This window comes from Kribbella amoyensis (assembly GCF_007828865.1).
Lineage (GTDB): Bacteria > Actinomycetota > Actinomycetes > Propionibacteriales > Kribbellaceae > Kribbella > Kribbella amoyensis.
Genome location: NZ_VIVK01000001.1, coordinates 212,350 through 235,579, shown reverse-complemented (window position 1 = coordinate 235,579; position 23,230 = coordinate 212,350). Strand labels below are relative to the sequence as shown.

General features: G+C 71.4%; 22 protein-coding genes. 14 read left to right on the top strand and 8 right to left on the bottom strand.

Annotated elements, in window-relative coordinates; translation table 11 throughout:
• Nucleotides 1-119: 119 nt before the first annotated feature.
• The 3 genes from FB561_RS01160 to FB561_RS01150 all read right to left on the bottom strand — a co-directional run bounded on the left by FB561_RS01160 (nucleotide 120) and on the right by FB561_RS01150 (nucleotide 4,744).
• Nucleotides 120-2,807 (bottom strand): glucosidase family protein, encoded by a 2,688-nt coding sequence (locus tag FB561_RS01160; RefSeq protein ID WP_238334599.1) that lies wholly within the window; start codon nucleotides 2,805-2,807, stop codon nucleotides 120-122.
• A 39-nt stretch (nucleotides 2,808-2,846) separates the two neighbouring features.
• Nucleotides 2,847-3,851 carry a LacI family DNA-binding transcriptional regulator gene (locus tag FB561_RS01155; RefSeq protein WP_145802076.1) on the bottom strand — a complete coding sequence of 335 codons (1,005 nt, stop codon included), beginning with the start codon at nucleotides 3,849-3,851 and terminating at the stop codon, nucleotides 2,847-2,849.
• Between the two features lie 152 nt (nucleotides 3,852-4,003).
• Nucleotides 4,004-4,744 carry an SDR family NAD(P)-dependent oxidoreductase gene (locus FB561_RS01150; RefSeq protein ID WP_145802074.1) on the bottom strand — a complete coding sequence of 247 codons (741 nt, stop codon included), beginning with the start codon at nucleotides 4,742-4,744 and terminating at the stop codon, nucleotides 4,004-4,006.
• Between the two features lie 156 nt (nucleotides 4,745-4,900).
• Between FB561_RS01150 and FB561_RS01145 the strand changes: the two genes are divergently transcribed.
• From FB561_RS01145 to FB561_RS01130, 4 genes are read left to right on the top strand one after another with little or no spacing between them, the layout of a single operon-like run.
• Entirely contained in the window at nucleotides 4,901-6,403 is a 1,503-nt protein-coding gene (locus tag FB561_RS01145) for an AlkA N-terminal domain-containing protein (protein WP_272952524.1), read from the top strand.
• 1 nt (nucleotide 6,404) lies between these two features.
• Entirely contained in the window at nucleotides 6,405-6,962 is a 558-nt protein-coding gene (locus tag FB561_RS01140; RefSeq protein WP_145802072.1) for a GNAT family N-acetyltransferase, read from the top strand.
• Entirely contained in the window at nucleotides 6,959-7,447 is a 489-nt protein-coding gene (locus FB561_RS01135) for a methylated-DNA--[protein]-cysteine S-methyltransferase (RefSeq protein WP_145802070.1), read from the top strand. The genes FB561_RS01140 and FB561_RS01135 overlap by 4 nt, the downstream gene beginning before the upstream one ends.
• Nucleotides 7,448-7,462: 15 nt before the next feature.
• Complete coding sequence (locus FB561_RS01130) at nucleotides 7,463-8,092, top strand: YdeI/OmpD-associated family protein (RefSeq protein WP_238334598.1); 630 nt, start codon at nucleotides 7,463-7,465, stop codon at nucleotides 8,090-8,092.
• A gap of 53 nt (nucleotides 8,093-8,145) precedes the next feature.
• On the opposite strand, the gene FB561_RS01125 is transcribed toward FB561_RS01130, so the two are convergent.
• Both FB561_RS01125 and FB561_RS01120 read right to left on the bottom strand, forming a co-directional pair.
• On the bottom strand, nucleotides 8,146-9,432 hold the full coding sequence (locus tag FB561_RS01125; protein WP_238334597.1) for a cation:proton antiporter: 1,287 nt from the start codon (nucleotides 9,430-9,432) through the stop codon (nucleotides 8,146-8,148).
• Nucleotides 9,433-9,434: 2 nt separating this feature from the next.
• Nucleotides 9,435-9,920, bottom strand: coding sequence for a cation:proton antiporter regulatory subunit (locus tag FB561_RS01120; RefSeq protein ID WP_145802068.1), 486 nt, complete (start codon nucleotides 9,918-9,920; stop codon nucleotides 9,435-9,437).
• A 127-nt stretch (nucleotides 9,921-10,047) separates the two neighbouring features.
• Here FB561_RS01120 and FB561_RS01115 point away from each other — a divergent pair, with 127 nt between their 5' ends.
• From FB561_RS01115 to FB561_RS01095, 5 genes are all read left to right on the top strand, one after another.
• Nucleotides 10,048-10,593, top strand: a complete 546-nt coding sequence (locus FB561_RS01115) for a PadR family transcriptional regulator (RefSeq protein ID WP_145802067.1) — start codon at nucleotides 10,048-10,050, stop codon at nucleotides 10,591-10,593.
• The gene (locus tag FB561_RS01110) at nucleotides 10,590-12,605 is read left to right on the top strand and encodes an NADPH-dependent 2,4-dienoyl-CoA reductase (RefSeq protein ID WP_145802064.1); all 2,016 of its coding nucleotides are present in this window, start codon (nucleotides 10,590-10,592) and stop codon (nucleotides 12,603-12,605) included. The genes FB561_RS01115 and FB561_RS01110 overlap by 4 nt, the downstream gene beginning before the upstream one ends.
• A 179-nt stretch (nucleotides 12,606-12,784) precedes the next feature.
• Nucleotides 12,785-13,606: an ABC transporter ATP-binding protein gene (locus FB561_RS01105; protein WP_145802062.1), complete on the top strand. Its 822-nt coding sequence runs from the start codon at nucleotides 12,785-12,787 to the stop codon at nucleotides 13,604-13,606.
• A 49-nt stretch (nucleotides 13,607-13,655) separates the two neighbouring features.
• The gene (locus tag FB561_RS01100) at nucleotides 13,656-14,627 is read left to right on the top strand and encodes an ABC transporter substrate-binding protein (RefSeq protein WP_145802060.1); all 972 of its coding nucleotides are present in this window, start codon (nucleotides 13,656-13,658) and stop codon (nucleotides 14,625-14,627) included.
• Nucleotides 14,624-16,717, top strand: a complete 2,094-nt coding sequence (locus FB561_RS01095) for an iron ABC transporter permease (RefSeq protein WP_145802058.1) — start codon at nucleotides 14,624-14,626, stop codon at nucleotides 16,715-16,717. The genes FB561_RS01100 and FB561_RS01095 overlap by 4 nt, the downstream gene beginning before the upstream one ends.
• Before the next feature lie 36 nt (nucleotides 16,718-16,753).
• Here the strand turns inward: FB561_RS01095 and FB561_RS01090 are convergent, their stop codons facing one another.
• Nucleotides 16,754-17,320: an HhH-GPD-type base excision DNA repair protein gene (locus FB561_RS01090; RefSeq protein ID WP_145802056.1), complete on the bottom strand. Its 567-nt coding sequence runs from the start codon at nucleotides 17,318-17,320 to the stop codon at nucleotides 16,754-16,756.
• A gap of 109 nt (nucleotides 17,321-17,429) precedes the next feature.
• Here FB561_RS01090 and FB561_RS01085 point away from each other — a divergent pair, with 109 nt between their 5' ends.
• From FB561_RS01085 to FB561_RS01075, 3 genes are all read left to right on the top strand, one after another.
• Nucleotides 17,430-18,020 carry a TIGR03086 family metal-binding protein gene (locus FB561_RS01085; RefSeq protein ID WP_145802054.1) on the top strand — a complete coding sequence of 197 codons (591 nt, stop codon included), beginning with the start codon at nucleotides 17,430-17,432 and terminating at the stop codon, nucleotides 18,018-18,020.
• A 163-nt stretch (nucleotides 18,021-18,183) separates the two neighbouring features.
• Complete coding sequence (locus FB561_RS01080; protein ID WP_145802052.1) at nucleotides 18,184-19,068, top strand: hypothetical protein; 885 nt, start codon at nucleotides 18,184-18,186, stop codon at nucleotides 19,066-19,068.
• Between the two features lie 26 nt (nucleotides 19,069-19,094).
• A complete protein-coding gene (locus FB561_RS01075; protein WP_145802050.1) occupies nucleotides 19,095-19,769 on the top strand; it encodes an SDR family NAD(P)-dependent oxidoreductase in 675 nt (224 codons plus the stop codon).
• Nucleotides 19,770-19,781: 12 nt separating this feature from the next.
• On the opposite strand, the gene FB561_RS01070 is transcribed toward FB561_RS01075, so the two are convergent.
• The gene (locus FB561_RS01070; protein ID WP_145802048.1) at nucleotides 19,782-20,555 is read right to left on the bottom strand and encodes a TetR/AcrR family transcriptional regulator; all 774 of its coding nucleotides are present in this window, start codon (nucleotides 20,553-20,555) and stop codon (nucleotides 19,782-19,784) included.
• Between the two features lie 117 nt (nucleotides 20,556-20,672).
• On the opposite strand from FB561_RS01070, the gene FB561_RS01065 reads away from it, so the two are divergent.
• The gene (locus tag FB561_RS01065; protein WP_145802046.1) at nucleotides 20,673-20,951 is read left to right on the top strand and encodes a hypothetical protein; all 279 of its coding nucleotides are present in this window, start codon (nucleotides 20,673-20,675) and stop codon (nucleotides 20,949-20,951) included.
• A gap of 197 nt (nucleotides 20,952-21,148) precedes the next feature.
• Complete coding sequence (locus FB561_RS01060) at nucleotides 21,149-22,612, top strand: LCP family protein (RefSeq protein ID WP_238334596.1); 1,464 nt, start codon at nucleotides 21,149-21,151, stop codon at nucleotides 22,610-22,612.
• A gap of 2 nt (nucleotides 22,613-22,614) precedes the next feature.
• Here FB561_RS01060 and FB561_RS01055 read toward each other — a convergent pair whose 3' ends face one another.
• Nucleotides 22,615-23,199 carry a TetR/AcrR family transcriptional regulator gene (locus tag FB561_RS01055; protein WP_202880517.1) on the bottom strand — a complete coding sequence of 195 codons (585 nt, stop codon included), beginning with the start codon at nucleotides 23,197-23,199 and terminating at the stop codon, nucleotides 22,615-22,617.
• Nucleotides 23,200-23,230: the final 31 nt, after the last annotated feature.

Below are 23,230 nucleotides of genomic sequence, written 5' to 3'. Positions count from 1 at the left end.
TTCCCGTCCTTTCCGGGTTTTCCGGAGCTTTCCCAGGACAGGCCAGGGCCGGTGTGAGGTGTCCCGTCACACCGGCCCTGGTGCGCCGGCCTGGCACGCCGGCTCTGCTGCGTCCTCGGTCAGCGCAGCGTGATCCGCAAGCTGGTCGAGGACCCGCGAGCGTCCACCCGGACCTCCGTCCCCCGCGTCGTCTGCACCACCTCGTACCGAGCGGTGCGGCCGTTGACGGTCACGGCGGCAACCTTCGCCCCGGTCGGCAGGACCGCGCCGACCGTCACCTTCGCGCCGACGCCCTTGACGGTCACCTCGGTCCGAAGTTCCTTGTTTACAAGGCTTGCCGAGACATCAGCCGCACCGGAGCCGAGCCGGATGTTGCTACCAGCCACCTTCGGCTGGCCCTCCGGGAGCTGCGGCACGATCGCGAGCCGGCCGTGACCGAGCTCCGGGGCGACGCCCAGCTGCTGCGTGATCACCGGCCAGAGCACGCCGTACGCGCCCCACGCCTGCAAGGCCATCGAGCGGTCGTACATCGGCCGGTCGATGTTCGCCGGGGCGTCCGGTGACGGCGCGATCTCCGGCATCGCGCCCGGCGTCTCCCAGACCTTCGGGTCGAGCTGGATCCGGGCGTTGCCGGTGGTGTACACCTGCTGCTGCTTCTTGCCCAGCCGCCCGAAGTTGCCCTCAGCAACGGCCATGATCGAGGTGTTCAGCGAGAAGATCGCCCGCTCGCTCTTCACCTGCGACACGACCGGGTCGCAGGACGCGCCGGGGTTGCCGGCCGGGTCCGAGGTCGGCCCGGTACCGGTGTGGAACAGGCCGAATTCGCCCGTGTAGCAGGACTTCTCGCGTTGGTCGAGCGCGAGCTCGGCGTGTTCCGGCGAGGCCAGCGGCGTCATCGGCCGGCCCGGGCGGGCGAGCTGCGCCTCCATCGGCGTGACCCCGGTCCAGTGCCGCTGGAAGATCGGCGTGTTGTCGTTGGCCGGGTTGTCGGGGTCGTCGATCGAGTCGGCGTACCCGAGCGCCTGCGGGACCCACCACTGCGCCTCGAACCGCTGCTCCAGGTCCGCCGCCTTCGCGGTGGCCCACTGCTCGGTCGCCCGGTCCCGCTTGGACGCGGCGAGGTCGGCCAGGTCGCGGAGGCCGCGAGCCAGGTAGACCGTGCTGTCCAGCTTCTCCGAGCCCATGCCGTTGCGCTCGACGTTCGCCAGGCCTTCGAGCCAGCCGTCCTGGTCGGCGTCCAGCTCGCGATAGGCGTACCGCAGGTTGCGGACGCTGAAGTCGTACATCTCGTCGCGGAACCGGTCGTCGCCGGTCCACCGCCACAGCAGCGCGACCGCGCTCGGGAACTTCACCGTCTCGTCGGTGTTGCCCGCGCTCTGGTTCGACCCGAAGTACACGTCACCGGTCGGGACCACCTCGTGCGCGACCTTGCCGCTGCGGTCGTTGAGCAGGTCGCTCACGTCCCGCAGGGCCCGCAGATGCGCCTTCACCGTGTCGAACTGGCCGGCCGCGACCGCGGCGTACGAGGTGTACTCGCCGTCGGTGGCGAACAGCCACGGGTAGTCCGGGAAGCCGGCGCCGAACCAGCGCGCCGCGTCCAGGGTGCCGGCCGGAGCCGGGTACGACTTGCCCTCGTTGACGTCTCGGATGCGCAGGTCGCGGGCCTCCTGGACGGAGTCGGCGAGGTTCTGCTTGCTCCACTCGACGCTTCGCTGCAGCAGCCGGTCACCCGGCAGGTCGACCACCGACCGCGCGGCGATCCCGGCCCGGTCCCGGATCTTTGCCTTGAGCAACTTCTCCGGGTCGCCCAGGGCCCGGCGGTACTCGCGGGCGGCCTCGGCGCGGCTCTGGTCCGACCCGGCCACGGCGAACCAGATCGTTCGGGCCTGACCCGGTCGCAGGTCGACGCTGTACGTCAGCCGGCCGCCCGTACCCTTGCCGAACGTGCTGTCGTCGCAGCGGGCGGGCGCGGTCCCGTCGGCCGGGCAGATCACGGCCGGGTCCTGCGGGCCACGGTTGTTCGGGCCGAGGGCGTGGCTCTTCGGTCGCAAGGAGGATCCGACGAGCGCGGTGTAGTCGTGCGCCTCGGCGTTCTGGAACGGCGGAGTGCCCTGGTCGCGGAACTCCAGTGCGCCGTCCGCGTACGAGCCGGTGTCGGCCAGGTTGTTCTGCGCGGCGCCCGGCGCGGTCCAGCCCCACGGGTACGAGGGCATCAGTTCGGAGTGCGCGTCCACGTCGAGGCTCACCGTCTTCGCCGTGGCCGAGGTGAGGGTGAGGCCGACGACGGTCGCGCGGAGGCCGTCGGGGACGAAGTCGGTGCGCTGGATCCCGAGCGAGCCGCCGTAGTCGATGCGCTGGTACCCGTGGCCGCTGGTGTACTTGGCCGCGGGGACCTGCTTGCCCAGCCAGGCGCCGTCGACGCCGAACCACAGTCCGTCGAGCAGCTTGATCGGCTGCGACCAGAAGCCGCCCATCTCACCGCGGATGTGCCAGCCGGTCGCGGGGTACAGGCCGCTCTCGTCGCCCATCGCGTAGGCGCGGTCGCCGACCACCAGGGATCGCCGGTCCTGCAGGCGAGTGGTCTCGGACAGTTCGGGACCGGTCTGCAGGGCGTTCGCCAGGTTCGCCGTGCTGGTGGTACCGGTGGTTTCGCTGGAGTCGGCCGAGGCGGTGGCGGCGGCGCCGGCCAGGACGGTGGAGAGGGCGAGCAGACCGATCGCGCCGGTCCGGCCTGCTTTGGCCGCTCGGAGTCGGCCGGGTGGTCGCACCCTCGTGCCGGTGGTGCGTCCGACAGGGCGGGATGTCATGACGGGTACCTCCTTCTCGCGGTGCCGACGGGCACCGGATCAGCCAGGAGCCGAGCTGCCCCTGATCACCAGTTCGGGCTGCAGCAGGTGTTCGGTCCCGGTGCCGGCGGGACCGGTGAGCAGGGTGATGAGCGCGCCGGCGATCTCGTCCATCGGCTGCCGGATGCTGGTCAGGCCGGGGGACACGACCGAGGCGAGCGGGGAGTCGTCGAAGCCGGTGACGCCGACGTCGACGCCCGCGGTGTACCCGCGCGCGCCGAGTTCGCGGAGCACGCCGAGCGCGAGAACGTCGCTGACGGCAACGATCCCGTCCACCGGTTCGGCCGCGTCGAGCAGCTCCGCGGTCGCCCGGGCGCCGGCCTCGATACTGTCCTTGGGGCAGCGCTTGGCCAGGCCGGTGGTCGGCAGGCCGAGCTCCTTGCAGGTCTGGCGCCAGCCGCCCATCCGGTCCTCCGCGAGGCCCGAGGACTTCGGCCAGCTGAGGAAGGCGATCCGCCGTCGCCCGGTCGCGTACAGGTGCCGGGTCGCCGCCGCGCAACCGGCCGCGCCGTCGACGTCGACGAACGGGCCGGGCTGGCTGGTCTCCTTCCAGACCCGGCCGAACGAGACGAACGGGATCCGCTGCTCCTTGAGCCAGCCGTGCCGCGGGTCGTGCGTCTGCGTCTGGGACAGCACGAACCCGTCGACCAGGCGGCGCGCGAGCAGGTCCTCGTACGTCGGCATGCCCTCGAGCCCGGTCGGCGCGGTGAACAGCAGGATGTGCCGGCCGGTCGTCTCGGCCGCGCTGCACAGGGCGTGCAGGAACTGGTCCATCACCAGGTGCGCCTGGCCGTTCGGCGGGCTCGGGACGCAGTACCCGATCAGTTCGACGGCACTGGTCCGCAGGCTGCGGGCGTTCCGGTTGGGGCGGTAGTGCAGCGCCTCGATCGACTGGTTCACCCGGCGCAGGGTGTCCGGCCGGAGTCGGTGCGGGGCGTTCAGCGCGTTCGACACGGTCTGCACCGAGACGTCCGCGTGCGCCGCGACCTGCTTCAACGTGGCCACCGCGACCTCCTCACCGGAGCCGGGAGTTTGAACGTTCAAAACCTCCCGCAGTCTCACCCGCGCGTGAGCAGGTGTCAACGGTTGGTGCCCGGTGATCTGGACGTACGCAGCGGGGCCCACCGTGGAGAGGTGGGCCCCGCTGCGTACGTGGGTCAGGCCGCGTGGCCGCCGTCGATGGTCAGCTCGGCGCCGGTGACGTACCCGGCCGCCGGGCTCGCCAGGTACCGGACGGCCGCGGCGATCTCGTCGGGGGTGCCGAAGCGGCCGGTGGCGAGGAACGCACGCTGCGCCTCGGCGAACGGGCCGTCCGCCGGGTTCATCGCGGTGTCCACCGGGCCGGGCTGGACGACGTTCGAGGTGATGCCGCGCGGTCCGAGGTCCCGGGCCAGGCCCTTGCTGAGGCCGGCGATCGCGGCCTTGCTCATCCCGTACAGCGTCATCCCCGGGCCCGCGTTGCGTTCGGCGATGGTGCTGCCGACGTGGATCACCCGGCCGCCGTCGGACAACCGGGCCGCGGCCGCCCGGGCCGCGACGTACGCGCCGCGCACGTTGATCGCCAGGACCCGGTCGAGGTCCTCGGTGGTGACGTCGGTGATCATCCCGGCCGCGCCGACACCGGCGTTGTTCACCAGGATGTCCAGCCCGCCGAGCGCGTCGGCGGCCCGGCCCACCACGGTCTCGACCGCCGTCGCGTCCGCGGCGTCGGCCTGGAAGGCGAATCCGCGCCGCCCGGCCGCCTCGATCCGCTTCACCACGGCCGCCGCGTCCTCGGCCGCGTGCTGGTACGTCAGCGCCACGTCGGCGCCCGCCTCCGCCAGCGCGACCGCCGTGGCCGCGCCGATCCCACGGCTGCCACCGGTCACCAGAGCCAGCTTGCCGGTCAACTCAGTCATGTGTTCCGCACTCTTTCGTTCGTCCGATCTGGGATCCTCAGTCCAGCAACCGGCGACGGGCCGCGGCTGGCGGAAATGCGACCCCGGATCCTGGCGTCGCGAATCCGCCGAGGAGTGATCGTCGCCGCCAGGGCGATGTCGCAAATCCGCTGGAAAGTGTCGGTGCGGCCGGTGATGCTGGACGACGTGTACGAATGTGTCGAGCGGTGTGTGCGGGCGGTGCAGTCGAAGGACGCGCGGTTCGACGGGTGGTTCTTCACCGCGGTCCTGACCACGCGGATCTACTGCCGGCCGAGTTGCCCGGTGGTGCCGCCGAAGGTCGAGAACATGCGCTTCTACCCGAGCGCGGCGGCCGCCCAGCAGGCCGGGTTCCGGGCCTGCAAGCGGTGCCGGCCGGATGCCAGCCCGGGTTCGCCGGAGTGGAACGACCGGGCCGACGTGGTCGCCCGGGCGATGCGCCTGATCGCCGACGGCGTGGTCGACCGCGACGGTGTGCCCGGCCTCGCGACCCAGCTCGGGTACAGCGTGCGTCAGGTCCAGCGGCAGCTGCTCGCCGAGCTCGGTGCCGGTCCGCTGGCGTTGGCGCGAGCGCAGCGGGCCCAGACGGCGCGGCTGCTGATCGAGACGAGTGAGCTGCGGATGGCCGACGTGGCGTTCGCGGCCGGGTTCTCGAGTGTGCGGGCCTTCAACGAGACCGTGCAGGACGTCTTCGCCCTCTCACCGACCGAGCTGCGGGGCCGCGCCAAACGGGGTGCGCCGCCGGCCGCGCCCGGTACCATCGCGCTCCGCCTGCCGTTCCGCGCCCCGTTGACCCCGGACAACCTGTTCGGCCACCTGATCGCGACCGGCGTACCGGGTGTCGAGGAGTGGCACAACGGCTTCTACCGCAGGACTTTGCGGCTTCCGCACGGCCACGGCGTGGTCTCGCTCAAGCCGATGCCGGACCACATCGCCTGCCAGTTGTCGCTGACCGACCAGCGGGACCTCGCGATCGCGATCAGCCGGTGCCGCCGGATGCTCGACCTGGACGCGGACCCGATCGCCGTGGACGAGCAGCTCCGGACCGACCCTGTGCTCGCACCGCTGATCGCGAAGGCACCGGGCCGCCGGGTCCCGCGGACCGTCGACGGCGCCGAGTTCGCGGTCCGCGCGGTGCTCGGGCAGCAGGTGTCCACGGCCGCCGCCCGGACCCACGCGAGCCGGCTCGTCCAGGCGTACGGCGAACCGGTGGAGGATCCGGGTGGCGGGCTGACCCACCTCTTTCCGCGGATGGACGCGTTGGCCGGGCTGGATCCCGAGACGCTCGCCTTCCCGAAGTCCCGGCGGACCACGCTGACCACCCTGATCGCGACCCTCGCGGCCGGCGAGATCGACCTCGGCGCGGGCGCGGACTGGGACCAGGCGCGCGAGCAACTCGCCGCGTTGCCGGGGATCGGCCCGTGGACGGTCGAGTCGATCGCGATGCGCGCGCTCGGCGACCCGGACGCCTTCGTGGCCAGCGATCTGGGTGTACGGTACGCCGCCCGGGATCTAGGATTGCCCGAATCCCCCAAACCCCTCATCGAGCACGCGCGCGCCTGGCGACCCTGGCGGGCGTACGCGGTGCAGTACCTGTGGGCGACCGGGGACCACGCCATCAACACGATCCCCGCGGAGTGAGATGACCACAGAGCTGACCACCGACCGACTGCTGCTGCGTGGCTGGACCGAGGCCGACCGCGAGCCGTTCGCGGCGCTGAACGCGGACCCGGCCGTGATGGAACACTTCCCGGCCCGGATGACCCGGGCCGAGAGCGACGGGCTGATCGACCGGGTGAGCGCCGGCCATGCGGAACGCGGGTTCGGTCTGTGGGCGCTGGAGGTCCGCGACACCGGCCGGTTCATCGGGTTCACCGGGCTGGCGGTGCCGAGCTTCGAGGCGCACTTCCTGCCGGCCGTCGAGATCGGCTGGCGCCTGTCGAAGGATGCCTGGGGCAACGGTTATGCGACCGAGGCGGCCCGGGCCGCGCTGGCGTACGGATTCGGGCCGGCCGGGCTGGCCGAGATCGTGTCGTTCACCGCGACGACGAACCTGCCGTCCCAGCGGGTGATGCAGCGGATCGGGATGAGCCACGACGAGGCCGGCGACTTCGACCACCCGCGGCTGGAGAAGGGGCACCGGCTGGAGCGGCACGTGCTCTACCGGATCACCAAGGCACAGTGGGAGGCGGACGCGTGACGTACGCCGTGATCGGCAGCCCGATCGGCGAGCTCACGCTGGTCGGGACCGACGCGGGCGAGCTGACCGGGCTCTACATGGAGCAGCACCGGTACCGCCCGGAGCCGGCGACGTTCGGCGAGCGCGACGACACGATCCTGGCCGACGTGGTCCAGCAGCTGAAGGAGTACTTCGCGGGGGAGCGCACCACGTTCGACGTCCGGGTCAAGGCGGCCGGGACGCCGTTCCAGCAGGAGGTGTGGGCCGCGCTCACCACCATCCCGTACGGCGAGACCACCACGTACGGCGAGTTGGCCCGCGTCCTCGGCCGGCCGGCGACCGCGTCCCGCGCGGTCGGCCTGGCCAACGGCAAGAACCCGATCAGCATCATCGTCCCGTGCCACCGCGTGATCGGCTCGACCGGCGACCTGACCGGCTACGGCGGCGGCCTCGGCCGGAAGCGGGCCCTGCTCGACCACGAAAGGTCCGCGCACCACCTCTTCTAGGAAAGTGCTCATGAGGTGAGCACTTCTCGGGTGCATCGTGGTGGTGAGACCCGAGGAGAGGTGGACGTGATGACGGCGATGACCGACGAGCAGGCGGTCCTGCTCGGAAGTGTGGCGGAGTGGCGCGAGTGGCTCGCGGCGAACGGTGGGACCGAGCGGGCGCTCTGGCTGGTCGTGCATCGCAAGGGCGCCGAGGAGCCGGGTGTCGACTACGTGGCCGCGGTCGAGCAGGCGCTGTGCTTCGGCTGGGTGGACAGCAAGACCGTCAAGCGGGACGCCGGGACGACGTACCAGTGCTTCACGCCGCGGAATCCCCGGAGTACCTGGAGCCAGGTGAACCGTGATCGCGTCGAGCGGCTGGTCGCGGCCGGGCTGATGACCGCGCCCGGACAGGCCGTCGTCGACGAGGCGAAACGGACCGGGAGCTGGGACATCCTCGCCGAGGCGCAGAACCTGATCGTCCCGGCCGACCTGCGGAGCGAGCTGGACGGCACCCCGGAAGCAGCCGCCCATTTCGCCGCGTTCCCCAAGTCGGCGAAGCGGGCGATCCTCGAATGGATCGCTCTCGCCAAGCGCCCGGAGACCCGGGCCGCCCGGATCGAGCAGACGGTGACCCAGGCCGCCGCCAACCAGCGAGCCCGCTGACCCGGGCGCCCACCACTCACCAAGTGGCAGGCGCCCGGGTCGGTACGGCTGTTTTACGCGTGCGGTCCGCCGGGGGACGCCGGTTCGTGAGTGCTGGAGCTCCGGCCCCCACCCTCAACCTCAGCCACCGACGCCTCGGCCGGCGCCTCGGCCGACGCCTCGGCCGGGGTGGCGGCGACCTTCGGTTTGAACCGGCTGGTGATCTTGCGGGCGATCGGCTCGGTGTACCGGGCGGCGAGCGGGCCGAGGATGACCAGGATCAGCACGTACGCCGTGGCCAGCGGGCCGAGCCTGGGTTCGACTCCGACGGCCAGACCCGCGATGACGATGGAGAACTCGCCGCGCGCGACCAGCGTTCCACCGGCCCGCCAGCGACCGGCCGGCTTCACCTCGGCGCGCCGGGCGGCGTACCACCCGGTGGCGATCTTGGTCAGCGCGGTGAAGACGGCCAGCGCGAGCGCGATCCCGATCACCGGCGGGATCTCGGCCGGGTCGGTGCTCAGCCCGAAGAAGACGAAGAACACCGCGGCGAACAGATCCCGCAACGGGCTCAGCAGCCGCCGCGCGCCCTTCGCGACCTCACCCGACAACGCGATCCCGACCAGGAACGCGCCGACCGCGGCCGAGACCTGCAGTTGCTGCGCGATCCCGGCGACCAGCAGGGTCAGGCCGAGCACGACCAGCAGCAACATCTCCGGGTTGTCCGAGGAGACCGCGCGGCTGATCACCCGGCCGTAGCGCAGGGCAACGAACAGCACGATGCTGACCGTGCCGAGCGAGATCAGCAGGGTGATGCTGCCGCCGGCCAGCCCGACCCCGGCGAGCAACGCGGTGAGGATCGGCAGGTAGACGGCCATCGACAGGTCCTCGAGGACCAGGATGCCGAGCACGACCGGGGTCTCCCGGTTACCGAGCCGGCCGAGGTCGCCGACCACCTTCGCGATCACGCCGGACGACGAGATCCAGGTGACACCGGCCAGCGCGACCGCGGCGACCGGGCCCCAGCCGAGCATCAGCGCGACCGCGAATCCGGGCAGCGCGTTCAGCAGGAAGTCGACCACCCCGGACAGGTACTGGGTCTTCAGCGTGCCGACCAGGTCGGACGCGGTGTACTCCAGACCGAGCAGCAACAGCAGCAGGATGACGCCGATCTCGGCGCCGGTGGCAACGAACTCCTCGCTCGCCGCCAGCGGCAGCAGCCCGCCGTGCCCGAACGCGAGTCCGGCCAGCAGGTAGAGGGGGATCGGGGAGAACCCGAACCGGCCGGCGATCCGGCCGAGGATGCCGAGAGCCAGGATGACGGCACCGAGCTCGATCAGCAGGGCGGTGGTTTCGTGCACGCTCAGCCCCCGGTGATCAGGTCGGCGACGGCGTCGACACCCTCACGGGTGCCGACCACGACGAGGGTGTCCCCGATCCCGAACCGGAAGTCGGGCGCCGGGGACGGGATCGCCCCGGTGCGGCGCAGTACGGCGACGATCGACGCGCCGGTCCGGCTGCGGGCCTGGGTGTCACCGAGCGTGCGGCCGGAGTACGGCGACCGCGCGGTGATCGGGATCTGCTCGGTGATCAGGTCGATCTCGATGTCGTTGGACAGCGGGTCGATCGGCGCCGGGATCAGCAGCTGGCCGAGCGCGGCTGCCTCGGACGGGTCCAGCGGGACCGAGCTGGTGCAGTTGTCGTCGTCGTCGGGATCGTGGAACCCGAGGAACCGCCGGCCGTCTTCGTGGACCACCACCGAGACGTGCTTGCCGCCCTCGGTCTTGAGGTCGTACCGGGTACCGATGCCCGGCAGGGACGTTCTGGTCGGGTGGGCCTGGTGTTCCATCAGAATTCTCTCCGGCTCGAGATAGTCGGCTTTTGCAACCATTCTCCCGTACCGAGGGACCAGGTCAGGATGTGATCCGGATTGCAAACAAGTGCACTGCAACGAGTTGCATAGGTACGGTGCCGCCATGGCGTTGGAGCACGCGTTGCTGGTGGCGTTGAGCGAGCGGTCCGGCTCGGGGTACGAGCTGGCCCGCCGGTTCGACCGGTCGATCGGCTTCTTCTGGGCGGCCACGCACCAGCAGATCTACCGGGTGCTGCGCCGGATGGAGGAGGCCGGCTGGGTGGTCCGGACCGACGTCGCCCAGGAGGGCCGGCCGGACAAGAAGGTGTACCAGGTCGCCGCCGCCGGGCGCGACGAGCTGGCCCGCTGGCTGGCCGAACCGGTGCAGCCGACCACCCTGCGCGACGAACTCGGCGTGAAACTGCGCGGCGCCTCCCTCGGCGACGAGGGCGCTGTCCTGCGCGAGGTCGAGCGGCACCGCGACGAACACGCGGCCCGGCTCGAGGCGTACAAGAGCATCCAGCGCCGGGACTTCCCGAAGCCGGACGCCCTCAACGGCCGCGAGCTGCATCAGTACCTGGTCCTGCGCGGCGGTATCCGGGCGGAGCAGTCCTTCGTGGACTGGTGCGCGGAGGTCGTCGACGCCCTGCGAGCGGAAGGCCCCCGATGACCGCGTACCCGCACCTGCTGGCCCCGCTCGACCTCGGCCACGTCACCCTGCCGAACCGGGTGATCATGGGCTCGATGCACACCGGCCTGGAGGACCGGGCCAAGGACCTGCCCCGGCTGGCGGCGTACTTCGCCGAGCGGGCCCGCGGTGGCGTCGGTCTGATGGTCACCGGCGGGTACGCCCCGAGCCGGGCCGGCCGGCTCACCCCGTTCGGGTCCGAGCTGACGAACCGGCGGCAGGCGTCGCGGCACCGGATCGTCACCGACGCGGTGCACGCCGAGGGCGGCCGGATCGCGCTGCAGATCCTGCACGCGGGACGGTACGCGTACCACCCGTTCAGCGTCTCCGCCTCGGCCGCGAAGGCGCCGATCACGCCGTTCAAGCCGCGCGCGCTGTCCGATCGAGGGGTGCGGCGGCAGATCGCGGCGTACGCCGAGTGCGCCGCGCTGGCTCGCGAGGGCGGGTACGACGGGGTCGAGATCATGGGCTCCGAGGGGTACTTCATCAACCAGTTCCTGGCCGAGCGGACGAACCGGCGGACCGACGACTGGGGTGGTACCGCGGAGAACCGGCGCCGGCTGGCCGTCGAGATCGTCCGCCGCACCCGCGAACAGGTCGGGCCGGACTTCCTGATCATCTACCGGCTGTCGATGGCGGACCTGGTCGAGGGCGGGCAGAGCTGGGACGAGGTGGTCACGCTCGGCCAGGAGATCGAGGCGGCCGGGGCGTCGATCATCAACACCGGGATCGGCTGGCACGAGGCCCGGGTGCCGACCATCGTGACGTCCGTCCCGCGGGCCGCGTTCACCTCGGTGACGGCCGCGTTCCGCCCGCACGTGGGGATCCCGGTGGTGACGTCCAACCGGATCAACCTCCCGCAGGTCGCCGAGGAGGTCCTCGCCCGGGGCGACGCGGATCTGGTCAGCCTGGCCCGGCCGTTCCTCGCCGATCCCGAATGGGTGCTCAAGGCAACAACGGGGCGTGGTGACGAGATCAACGTGTGCATCGCCTGCAACCAGGCCTGCCTGGACCACGTCTTCGCCCGCGAGAAGGCCAGCTGCATGGTCAATCCGAGGGCGGCGCGGGAGACCGAGCTGGTGCTGTCACCGACCCGGCGGACGAAGCGGATCGCGGTGGTGGGCGCGGGACCGGCCGGGTTGGCGGCCGCGGTGACGGCGGCCGAGCGCGGGCATTCGGTGGAGTTGTTCGAGGCGGATCAGGAGCTCGGCGGGCAGTTCGGGATCGCGCGACGGATCCCGGGCAAGGAGGAGTTCGCCGAGACGATCCGGTACTACCGGCGCCGGCTCGACCTGACCGGGGTGAAGGTGCACCTGGGGCATCGGGCGACGGCCGCGGACCTGGACGGGTTCGACGAGCTGGTGCTGGCGACGGGCGTGGTCCCGCGGGTCCCGGCGATCCCGGGCATCGACCATCCGAAGGTGCTCTCGTACGCCGAAGCGGTCCGCGACGGCCGCCCGGTCGGCCGACGCGTCGCGGTGATCGGCGCGGGCGGGATCGGGGTGGACGTGAGCGAATTCCTCACCACGGTGGACTCGCCGGCGCTGAACGTCGAGGCGTGGAAGGCGGAGTGGGGCGTGGGCGATCCACGCAGTACTCGCGGCGCGCTGACCGAGGCACGGCCGGAGCCGTCACCGCGCGAGGTGTACCTGCTGCAGCGCAAGGCGGAGAAGATCGGCAAGGGCCTCGGCAAGACCACCGGCTGGGTGCATCGCGCGCACCTGAAGAACAAGAAGGTCGAGCAGTTGACGGGCGTCAACTACGAGAAGATCGACGACGAAGGTCTGCACATCACCTTCGGCCCGGACAAGAAGAACCCGAGAGTCCTCGAGGTCGACACCATCGTGATCTGCGCGGGCCAGGAGTCGGTCCGCGATCTGCACCAGGCCCTCGAAGGCCGAAGCGTCCACCTGGTCGGCGGAGCGGACGTGGCCGCCGAACTCGACGCCAAACGAGCTATCGACCAAGCCACCCGCCTGGCCCTGAAGCTCTGAAAGGCCAACCACAGAAAGAATCAAAAGGGGAACTCTGTCCTTGGCCGTTCCAGCGGTGGTCCGAACGGCAGTCCGCTGTGCATGGCTCGGCCGCCCGCCAGTCTCGCGACTCCGGGTTGTTGTTCAGGTGCTGAACGTGAGGCTGACACAGCAAGTTAGGTAAGGCTATCCTCTGGACCATGCGGGAATCTGTGGGGCTGCGTGGGGTCGGGCTGGGGTTGGGGTATTCCGGACGGCTCGTGGTGGACGGGGCTTCGGTCTCGGTGGAGCCGGCCAGTGTGACCGCGCTGGTCGGGCCCAACGGCAGTGGGAAGTCGACGTTGTTGCGGGCGCTCGCGCGGCTGCATCAGCCCGAGTCCGGCGAGGTCGCCTTCACCGACGGGACCACGGCTGCCGGCCTTTCCGCGAAGGAGTTCGCGCGAAAGGTCACGTTGCTCGCGCAGTCCCGGCCCACTCCGAACGGCGTCAGCGTGCGCGACGTCGTCGGGTACGGCCGGCACCCGTACCGGGGGCGGTGGCGCAACGACGATCCCGAGGGGAACGCCGCCATCACCCACGCCATGGACGTGACCGGCGTTGCCTCGATGGCCGAGCGGGCCGTCGACGAACTGTCCGGTGGTGAACTGCAACGCGTCTGGCTCGCCACCTGCCTGGCCCAGGACACCGGCGTCCTGTTGCTCGACGAGCCGACCACGTTCCTCGATCTGCGGTACCAGGTGGAGTTGCTCGACCTGATGCGCGATCTCGCCGACGAGCACGGGGTCGCGGTCGGGGTGGTGCTGCACGATCTCAACCAGGCGGCCGCCGTCGCCGACCGGATCGCGCTGCTCGACCAGGGCCGGATCCGCGCCACCGGTACGCCGGTCGAGGTGCTGCAGGCGGACGTGCTGTCCGAGACCTACGGGATCCGGATCGACGTCGGTACCGACCCGGCGACCGGCCTGCTCAGTACGCAGCCGGTCGGCCGTCATCTCCAGCGCCCGGCCCTGCAGCCGTCCTGAACCTGAGAACCCCTGACCGTCCGGGTCAGCCGAACAAGAAGGTCCCCTGATGAAGAGACTCACCGTCCTGGCCGCCACGCTGGTGCTGGCCCTGTCCGCCTGTGGCAGCAGCGAGAACATCGAGCCGCAGGCCGACAGTTCGGCCGTGGCCCAGCCGGTCTCGGTCACCGACGCGCGGAACAAGGTGGTCGACCTGCCCGCACCGGCCGCCAAGGTCGTCGGCCTGGAGTGGGGCGTCGTGGAGAACCTGGTCACCCTCGGGGTGATGCCGGTCGGCGTCGCGGACACCAAGGGGTACACCGCGTGGGTGACGGCGGCGAAGCTGGACCCGTCGGTCAAGGACGTCGGGACCCGTGGTGAGGCCAGCGTCGACGCGATCGTCGGGCTGGACCCGGACCTGGTGATCGTCACCTCCGACGAGTCGGCCAGCACGATCGCGCAGATCGAGAAGGCGGCCCCGGTCCTGGTGGTCCGCGGCGCCGACGCGGCGAACGCGATCCCGCAGATGAAGAAGAACCTCGAGCTGGTCGCGGCCGCCGTCGGCAAGGCGGACGAGGCGAAGCAGGTGAACGCCGACTTCGACAAGGCGGTGGCCGAGGGCAAGCAGAAGATCGCGGCCGCGGGCAAGGCCGGCGAGAGCTTCACGATGGCCGACGGCTGGAAGCAGGGCAGCACGATCTCGGTCCGGATGTACACCACCGGCTCGCTGCTCGGCGCGGTCGCGACCGAGCTCGGCCTGAAGAACGGCTGGACCGGGGCCGGTGACAAGGACTACGGCCTGGCCCAGACCGACGTCGAGGGCCTGACCAAGCTGCCGAACGGCAACTTCCTCTACATCGCGAACAAGTCCGACGGCGGGGACGTGTTCGGCGACGACCTGGCCAAGAACGCGATCTGGAAGAACCTGCCGTTCGTGAAGCGCGCCGACGTGCACCGGCTGCCGGACGGCATCTGGATGTTCGGCGGGCCGAAGTCGACCGAGCAGTTCATCGACGCCACGGTCCAGGCAGTCACCTCTTGACCCAGCTCACCGCGGAGCGTCCTGACGTCGCCCAGGCACTCCAGCAACCGGTACGCCGGATCCGGGTGGCCGGGGTGTTCGTCCTCACCCTGGTCGTCCTGGTCCTGCTCGCCGCGATCCACCTGACCCAGGGCACGTCCTCGGTGAACGCCGGGGACCTGTTCCGGCTCGTCGTCGGGCAGGGCACGGACGAGTCGGCCAACGTCCTGGTCGCGTCGCGGTTGCCCCGCCTGCTCGCCGGCGTCCTGGTCGGGTTGGCCCTCGGTGTCGCGGGCGCCGGACTGCAGTCCCTGGCCCGCAACCCACTGGCCTCGCCCGACACGCTGGGCGTGAACGCGGGGGCGTACCTGGTCGTGGTCACCGTCGCGGCGTTGGGGGTCTCGTTGCCGGTCCTGCCGGCCGGTGGGGTCGCGTTCGTCGGCGGGCTCGCGGCCGCGGTACTGGTCCTGGTGTTGTCCGCGGGTGGTTCGTCCGGTCCGACCCGGTTGATCCTGGCCGGGTCGGCGGTCGCGCTGGCGCTCGGCGGCGTGACCACGTTGCTCTTGCTGCTGTACCAGGAGGAGACCGTCGGCACGTTCGCGTGGGGGAGCGGGACCCTGGTCCAGAGCGACCTGGACGCGGTCACGCAGATGGCGCCGATCATCGCGCTGGGCCTGATCGCCTCGCTGCTGCTGGCGTCCCGGCTCGACATCCTCGCGCTCGGCGACGACACCGCGGCCGTTCTCGGCGTCCCGGTCCGGCGGACGCGGGTGCTGATCACGTTGGTGACGGTGCTGTTGTCGGCGGCGGCCGTGACGATCGCGGGACCGGTCGGATTCGTCGGACTGGTCGCGCCGGTCCTGGTCCGGCTGGTCGGGCCGCTGGTCCCCGGCCTGATGCGACACCGCGTCCTGCTGCCGTTGTCGGGGCTGTCCGGGATCGTCGTGGTGCTCACCGCGGACGTCGTACTGCGGGCGTTGCTCGGGGGGCAGGCCGGTGTGGAGATCCCGACCGGCATCATGACGATGCTCGTCGGCGCGATCGTGCTGGTCTGGCTGGCCCGCCGGTACCGGGACTCCGGTCCGAGCCGCCGGCCCGGCGGGACCGCGTCCCGGATCCGCGGCCGGCGGACGTTCTGGATCGTGGTCGCCGTGCTGTCCGTCCTGCTCGTCGGCGCGTCGGTGGGCGCGATGCTTGCCGGGGACGCCTTCCTGCGGACCGGGGATCTCGCGAACTGGATCAACGGCAGGTCCGGCCGCGCGATCACGTACGTGCTGGACCAGCGGTTCCCGCGGGTGCTGTCCGCGATCCTCTGCGGGGCGGCGCTGGCGATCGCGGGCGCGACCGTCCAGGCGGTGTGCCGGAACCCGCTGGCCGAGCCGGGCATCCTCGGCATCACCGGTGGCGCCGGGATGGGGGCCGTGATCACGCTCATGGCGTTGCCCTCGGCAAGTATCTGGGTGCTGTCCGGGTCCGCGTCGGTGGCCGCGCTGGCGACGTTCGCGGTGGTCTACCTGACCTCGTGGCGCGGCGGGCTGAGCTCGGACCGGCTGGTGCTGATCGGGGTCGGCGTCTCGTCGGCGGCGACCGCGGTGATCACGTTCGTCATCGTCTACACCGATCCGTGGAACGTCAGCATGGCGATGACGTGGTTGTCCGGCAGTACGTACGGGCGGACACTGCCGCAGGTCGTACCGGTGGCGCTCGCGTTGATCGTGCTGACCCCGGCCATCGCGGTCGCCCGGCGGGAGCTCGACCTGCTCGCGCTGGACGACGACGTGCCGCGGATCCTCGGGGTCCGGCTGGAACGGGCTCGGCTCGTCGCCCTGATCGCGTCCGCTCTGCTCACCGCGGCCGCCGTGTCCGCGATCGGCGTGGTCGGCTTCGTCGGCCTGGTCGCTCCGCACGCGGCTCGCGCCTTGGTGGGCGGGCGGCACACGCGGATCCTGCCGGTCGCGGCGTTGCTCGGTGCGGTGCTGGTCTCGGTCGCGGACAGCCTGGGCCGTACCCTGCTTGCGCCGGCCCAGATCCCGGCCGGTCTGCTGACCGCGTTGATCGGGGCGCCGTATTTCGTCTACCTGCTCTGGCGGACCCGCGTCCCGGCCAGGTGAGGATCGCTGGGCCTGTCCGCTACCGGCGGGCGGGCCTCAGCCGGCGTTCTTGGCGGCGGCCTTCTTCTGCTGCTTGAACTCGCGCACCTTCAGCAGCGAGTCGGCGTCCACGACATCGGCCACCGAGCGGTACCCGTCGAGCGCGTAGTCGCCCGCCACCGCCTCCCAGCCCTCGGGCCGGACGCCGAGCTGCTTGGCCAGCAGGGCGACGAAGATCTGCGCCTTCTGCTTGCCGAAGCCGGGCAGCTCCTGGACCCGCTTGATCAGCTCCTTGCCGGTGCTCGCCTCGGTCCACAGCCGGGTCACGTCGCCCTCGTACTTGGTCTCGACCAGCGCCGCGAGCTCCTGCAGCCGGGCCGACATCGAGCCGGGGAACCGGTGGATCGCCGGCGGCGTGCTGCACAGCTCCTTGAACGCCTCCGGGTCCGCGGCCGCGATCGCCGCCGGGTCCAGCGTGCCGAACCGGCTGAGCACCTTGTAGCCGCCGCGGAACGCGTGCTCCATCCCGTACTGCTGGTCCAGCATCATCCCGACCACGACGGCGAACGGGTACTGGTCGAGGACGTGGTCAGCCTCTGCCTGGTTGGCGATCTGGAAGCCCATGGCGCCATCGTACCGGCGCGGGATTACCCGTGGATCCGGCCGAAACTCCGGTCCGGGCGGCCTGGCGGGCCTATGCTCGGCCGGGGCAGGCGACGACTGAGGAGCGCGGATGGACATCCGGGATCTTGATCGGCGGGCTGGTGCGGTGCTCGGCGAGGTGGTCATGCAGGTACGGCCCGAGCAGCTCTGGTACCCGACGCCGTGCCCGGACTGGACCGTCCGCGGCCTGCTCCGGCACCTGGTCAGCGAGAACGAGGGCTTCGCCGCGGCCGCCACGCACGGCTCCGCGCCCGTCCAGACCTGGACCGGTGGCCGGCTCGGCGACCACCCGGCCGGGGCGTACCGGCGGTCGAACGTCAAGGTCGCGGACGCGTTCGCCGACGGCGGTGCGCTGGACCGGTTGATGGAGGTCCGCGAGTTCGGGTCGTTCCCGCGCCGGGTCGCGCTCACCTTCCACCAGCTCGACTGCGTCGTGCACGCCTGGGACCTGGCCCGCGCGATCGACGTCCCGTACGAGCCGCCCGCCGACCTGGTCGGGCCGGCCCTCGCGCTGGCCCGGCGGATCCCGGACACCGAGGCGAGCCGCGGCCCGGGCGCCGCCTTCGAACGCGGCGTCAAGGTCTCCGGCGAGGCCACCGACTTCGAGATCCTGCTCGCCCTGCTCGGCCGCGACCCCGCCTGGGTCTCACCCCTCGACTGACCCGACCCCGGTAGCTCCGTCGGCCGGGATCCGGGTCCGCTCGGACACCATCCCGGGACCGTGAACAACGAATAACGTGTCCACACCCCCGAGTTCCTGTCCACGGTGTCGGCTCCGGAGCGGGAAACGCCGCTACGCTGAGTGTTCGAGGACTGGAGGTGTGATGGGCCCGGATCCGGTGTTCGCGCCTGACGTGCCGGCCGAGGTGCGCCGGCTCTACCAGCGCAGACCCGAGCTGTTCGTTCCCGCGAGCGCGCCGAAGCCCCGCCGGCAGACGGCCTGGAGCGAGGCGCCCGGCGCGACCTTCGGCTCGTTCCTGGTCTGGCTCGCGGTCTGCGTCGGCGGCTGGATCCTCGGCCTGATCGTGATGGCGCTGACGCTGCCGACCGAGGTGGCCGCCTGGGCCTCGGTGGTACTGGCCGGGCTGGCCGTCGTCGCCACCGGTGGGATCGCGGTCCGGTCCGCGCTCGAGGACGGCGGGCGGAAGGCGGTCCGCCGGCAGCACGGCAAGTACCTGCTGGCCGAGGACTTCGACGCCGAGGCGGGCAAGCTGCTGCGGCGTGGCCAGCGCGCGGTGAAAACGGTGCTTGAGGCAACAGTTACCAGGACGGGCCTGCTCGACGAGGTGAAGAACGACCTGGTCCTGCCCGAGCAGCTCTGGGACCTCGCCAACGTGCTGCGCGAGCAGACCGTCCTGCGCGCGCGCCAACGCGAGGTGGCGCGCGGCATGGCGACCGCCGAGCTGGAGGCCGTCCTCGGGCCGCAACGGCGGGCGCTGAACCGTTCGGTCGACGCGATCCGGCAGAAGGTGGAGCTGCTGGAGCAGTACGCCGACCGGGTCCGCTCCGCCGACGCGGCGCTGCGGGCGGAGGGTGCGCTGGGGGACAGCGACCGGTACATCGAGCTGCTCGCGCGTACCGAGCCGGCCGGCGACCAGAGCGTCGTCCAGGGGTTCAGCGACGAGGCGGCCCTGCTCGGGGACACGCTCTCCCGCCGGATCGCGGCGGCCCGCGACGCCGGCAAGACGCTGGCCCTCCCGGAGCGGTGACCGAGTCCCGAGATTAGGCTGCTGACATGACGCGGACCGTGATTGTTGCCGGAGGCACCGGTGGGCTCGGTGGAGCGGTGACCAGGGAGTTCCTGGCCGCCGGCTGGCGGGTGGTGGTGCCCGGCCGGAGTGAGGAGTCGCTGGCCGCCCTCGGCTCGGACGAGTCGCTCGCCCCGATCGTCGCGGACCTGGCCTCGCCGGCGGGTGCCGCGGACGTTGCCGCGCTGGCGACCGCCGACGAGGGCGCGCCGCTCGCCGCGTTGGTGAACCTGGTCGGTGGGTTCGCCGCGGGGAAGCGGATGCACGAGACCCGGGTGGAGGAGTTCGAGGACCAGCTCAGCCTCAACCTGCGCCCGGCGTACCTGATCACCCAGGCGGTGGTGCCGCACCTGATCGCGAACGGTGGCGGCGCGATCGTCTGTACGTCCAGCCAGAGCGCGCTCAAGCCGTTCCCGGGCGCGGCGGGGTACGTCACCGCCAAGGCCGCGGTGCTCGCCTTCGCCGAAGCACTCACGGTCGAGTACGGCCGGGACGGGATCCGGGTGAACACGATCCTGCCCGGCACCATCGACACCCAGGCGAACCGCGAAGCCATGCCCGACGCCGACGCCGCGCACTGGACCGCTCCCGAACAGATCGCCTCGGTCGTCCGCTTCCTGGTCGAGAACGACGGCATCGAGGGCGCGCGGATCCCGGTCTAGCTGTCGCGCTGTCTAGCTGGTGCGTTGGTCGACCAGGAGGGCGATGCCGTCGAGGATGCGGTCGAGGCCGAAGCGCAGCGCGTGGCTGGAGTCGAACTCGGCCTGGTGTTCCTGGCCCGCCGACCGGCCGACGCGCCCGGCGACGGGGAACCGCTCCGCCATCCCGGCCAGGTGCCGGTCGAGCAACGGGCCGGTCTGCACCCACCACTCCTCGTCGGACAGCCCGCTCTCGCGTTGGGTGCGGAGCTGCTCGGCCGCCATCCGCGCGGTGCCTCCGACGTGGGTGAGCACCAGCGTCAACGCGGAATCCATCTCCACGTCGGTCAGGCCGAGCCGGTCGAGCGGCCGGAGTTCGGCCTCGTACTTGAGGGCGATATTCGGCCCGAGCGCGGTCCGGATCGTCGGCACGTCGTGGATCCACGGATGCGCCATCAGGACGTCCCAGTTGCGGCGCGCCACGAACTCCAGCGAGCCACGCCAGCCACCTGGTCGGCGGACCGGCTCGTCCACGTCCGCGTACAGGTCGCCGTACACCCGGTCGAACATCAGGGCCGTCAGCTCGCCCTTGCCCGGGACATGCGTGTACAGCGACATGGTGCCGGCCTGGAGACGTTCGGCGACCTGACGCATCGACACCGCCTCGAGCCCGTCCGCGTCGGCCAGGTCGACGGCCTGGTCGACGATCGCCCGCACGGTGAGGCCCGAGCGACCCGGCTTGCTGTGACTGCCCCACAACAACGCCAGACTGCGCGCCTGGTCCGGCGGTGCGCTCTTCCGAGGTGACAACGCGACTCCAACAGCTCGGGGTGGAGCCCGATCGTAACCGGCTCGTACGCCGTACCGTACGCGCCGGGGTCCGGCGGTGGCGAAGTCCGGCTTGCATCACATTCGAACCTGTGTGCGATGCTTGGCCCTGTGGGCAGCAATCGTCGGTACCCCCGGGAGCCACCGCCCGACGCGAATCGGCGGCACTGCTGGGTGCTGGGGACGGCCTACGAACGCGGACCGTGGCCGGGCCTGATCCTGGAGTGGCGGCGGACCAACACCGACGACTGGATGGCGCGGGTCGTGTACGTGCCGAATCCGAAGGAGGCCAAGTCGGTCGAGGCGTGGTTCGCGGCCGGGCTGCTGCGGCCGCTCGAGCCCTCCAGAGTGCCCCGCGGGCAGGTAGACTTCCGCTGAGGTCAACCGATCCATCCCGCCCAACGTCGGAAGAGTGTGCGGCCTGGGTACCTGTTCCAGGCCACGGGGCATCGACAGGGGATTCCATGGGTCGTTCACGCAGCGCCCGCACAGGGGACACGTCAGCGGGCGACTCCGCCACGCCGTCCACCACCGAGTCGGCTGGTTCCCGACGTTCGGCGCACCGGGCGCGGACGGTGCCTCGGTCGCTCGGGTTGACCATGGTGGGCGCGGTGCTGCCGGGGAGTGGGTTGATCATCGGCGGCCGCCGGGTGATCGGTGCCCTGGTTCTCCTCTGCACGCTCGCCGTCGTCGGCTGCGGGGCGTACGTCTGGTGGGAGCGGCGTGACGAGGTGCTGGCGTCGTCCGTCATCCCGAGCCGGCTGTTGCTGGCCGGGGTGGCGATCGCGGTGCTCGCGTTCGGCTGGATCGTGGTGGTGGTCGCCTCGCACCGATTGTTGCGCCCGGCAACCGGCGGGGCGGCGGGCCGGGCGGCCGGAGCGATCCTGGTCGGGGCGCTGTGTTTCGCGATCACAGCACCCGCGGCGCTGGGCGTCCAGAGTGTGATGGCGCAACGGGACCTGGTCCTGAACGTGTTCGCCGCGCAGAAGGAGAGCAAGAGCGCGACCCGCCCGTCGACGGTGAACGTGAAGGACCCGTGGGAGGACAAGCCGCGGCTCAACCTGCTGCTGATCGGTGGTGACGACGGCCCCGGCCGGGTCGGCGTCCGGGCCGACACCGTGATCGTCGCCAGCATCGACACCAGGACCGGCAACACGGCGCTGATCTCGTTGCCGCGGCAACTGACCTTCATGCCGTTCCCGAAGGACTCGCCGCTGCACAAGGCGTACCCGAACGGCTTCGGCCAGGAAGGGCTCAGCCTCGAAGGCCGGCTGGAGTGGATGCTCACGGCGATGTACCAGAACGTGCCGGAGGCGCATCCGGGCATCCTCGGCCCGTCCGACAACCAGGGCGCCGACGTGGTCAAGCAGTCCGTCGGCGAGGCGACCGGGCTGGGCATCGACTACTACCTCCAGGTCAACCTGCAGGGCTTCGACGAGATCGTGGACGCGCTCGGTGGCATCACCGTGAACGTCAACGAACGCGTCGCGATGGGCGGGATCAGCAGCGCCCACATCCCACCCGGCCAGTGGATCGACCCGGGTCCCAACCAGCACCTGAACGGATTCCGCGCGCTCTGGTTCGCCCGTGGCCGGTACGGCGCCGACGACGACCAGCGGCAGATCCGCCAGCGCTGCGCGATCAAGGGCATCGTCGACGCGGCCGACCCGGCCACCCTGGTCACGAAGTACCAGGCGATCGCGAAGGCCGGCAAGCACCTGCTCCGCACCGACATCCCGCAGGAACTCCTGCCCGCCCTGGTCGAACTGGCGCTCAAGGTGAAGTCCGGCACCGTCTCCAACGTCACTCTGGACGTCTCCAAGCTCCGCCTCAAGTACCTCCACCCCGACTACGAAGGCCTCCGCGAAACCGTCACCAAGGCCTTGGCCCAAGAGCCCACGCCCACCCCGTCCGTCCCGCCGACGCCAGCCAGAACCAGCCCGCCCAAGCCGACCGCGACCACAACGCCCCCACCCCCGGTCCAAGACCTCCGCGACGCCTGCGCCTACCACCCCACCGGCGCCCAGTCCGACAACTGAAGCTAGTTTTCTGGGGCTTCCGGGATCGGGCGGCCGAAGAGGGCTTGGGCTACGGCGGCCAGATGGGGGGCCAGGTCGGCTTCGGTGGCCTGGGTGAGGGTCGGGGTGCCTACCGCGGTGCGGAGGATGCCGATGCCGAGGAGCCAGGCGGCGAAGAGCTCGGTCCGGAGCTCGGCGTCTTCGTGGCCTTCAGCAAGCTGCTGGAGGGTGCCCAGGTAGCCGTCGCAGACCTGCTGGCGGACCCGGGCGCGCAGGTCGTCGTGGCCGGCCGAGCGGAGCATCGCGATCAGCGGGTGCTCGCCGGCGTACTCGGCCCAGTCCTCGAAGACCAGCTGGCGCAACAGCTTCGCGGGCAACTCCTCGACCGGCCCGGCCGGCAGCGTGACCTGGCCGGACGACGTCGCCATCGCCTCGGAGAACAGCCCGGACTTCGACCCGAAGTACCGGAACACCAGGGCGGCGTCCACCCCGGCGTCCCCGGCGACGTCGCGCACGCTGGTCCCGTCGTACCCGTCCCGCGCGAACCGCAGCCGGGCGCACTCCAGCAACCGGGCCCTGGTCGCCTCGCGGTCCCGCTTCTGCGCCATCGGCTCCTCCGGAGAACAAGTCATCGATCGT

Coding starts and splice junctions, on each gene's coding strand:
- FB561_RS01160 (WP_238334599.1), bottom strand. CDS start 2,807: ATGACATCCCGCCCTGTCGGACGCACCACCGGCACGAGGGTGCGACCA.
- FB561_RS01150 (WP_145802074.1), bottom strand. CDS start 4,744: ATGACTGAGTTGACCGGCAAGCTGGCTCTGGTGACCGGTGGCAGCCGT.
- FB561_RS01140 (WP_145802072.1), top strand. CDS start 6,405: ATGACCACAGAGCTGACCACCGACCGACTGCTGCTGCGTGGCTGGACC.
- FB561_RS01120 (WP_145802068.1), bottom strand. CDS start 9,920: ATGGAACACCAGGCCCACCCGACCAGAACGTCCCTGCCGGGCATCGGT.
- FB561_RS01115 (WP_145802067.1), top strand. CDS start 10,048: ATGGCGTTGGAGCACGCGTTGCTGGTGGCGTTGAGCGAGCGGTCCGGC.
- FB561_RS01110 (WP_145802064.1), top strand. CDS start 10,590: ATGACCGCGTACCCGCACCTGCTGGCCCCGCTCGACCTCGGCCACGTC.
- FB561_RS01105 (WP_145802062.1), top strand. CDS start 12,785: ATGCGGGAATCTGTGGGGCTGCGTGGGGTCGGGCTGGGGTTGGGGTAT.
- FB561_RS01100 (WP_145802060.1), top strand. CDS start 13,656: ATGAAGAGACTCACCGTCCTGGCCGCCACGCTGGTGCTGGCCCTGTCC.
- FB561_RS01090 (WP_145802056.1), bottom strand. CDS start 17,320: ATGGGCTTCCAGATCGCCAACCAGGCAGAGGCTGACCACGTCCTCGAC.
- FB561_RS01085 (WP_145802054.1), top strand. CDS start 17,430: ATGGACATCCGGGATCTTGATCGGCGGGCTGGTGCGGTGCTCGGCGAG.
- FB561_RS01080 (WP_145802052.1), top strand. CDS start 18,184: ATGGGCCCGGATCCGGTGTTCGCGCCTGACGTGCCGGCCGAGGTGCGC.
- FB561_RS01075 (WP_145802050.1), top strand. CDS start 19,095: ATGACGCGGACCGTGATTGTTGCCGGAGGCACCGGTGGGCTCGGTGGA.
- FB561_RS01065 (WP_145802046.1), top strand. CDS start 20,673: ATGCTTGGCCCTGTGGGCAGCAATCGTCGGTACCCCCGGGAGCCACCG.
- FB561_RS01055 (WP_202880517.1), bottom strand. CDS start 23,199: ATGGCGCAGAAGCGGGACCGCGAGGCGACCAGGGCCCGGTTGCTGGAG.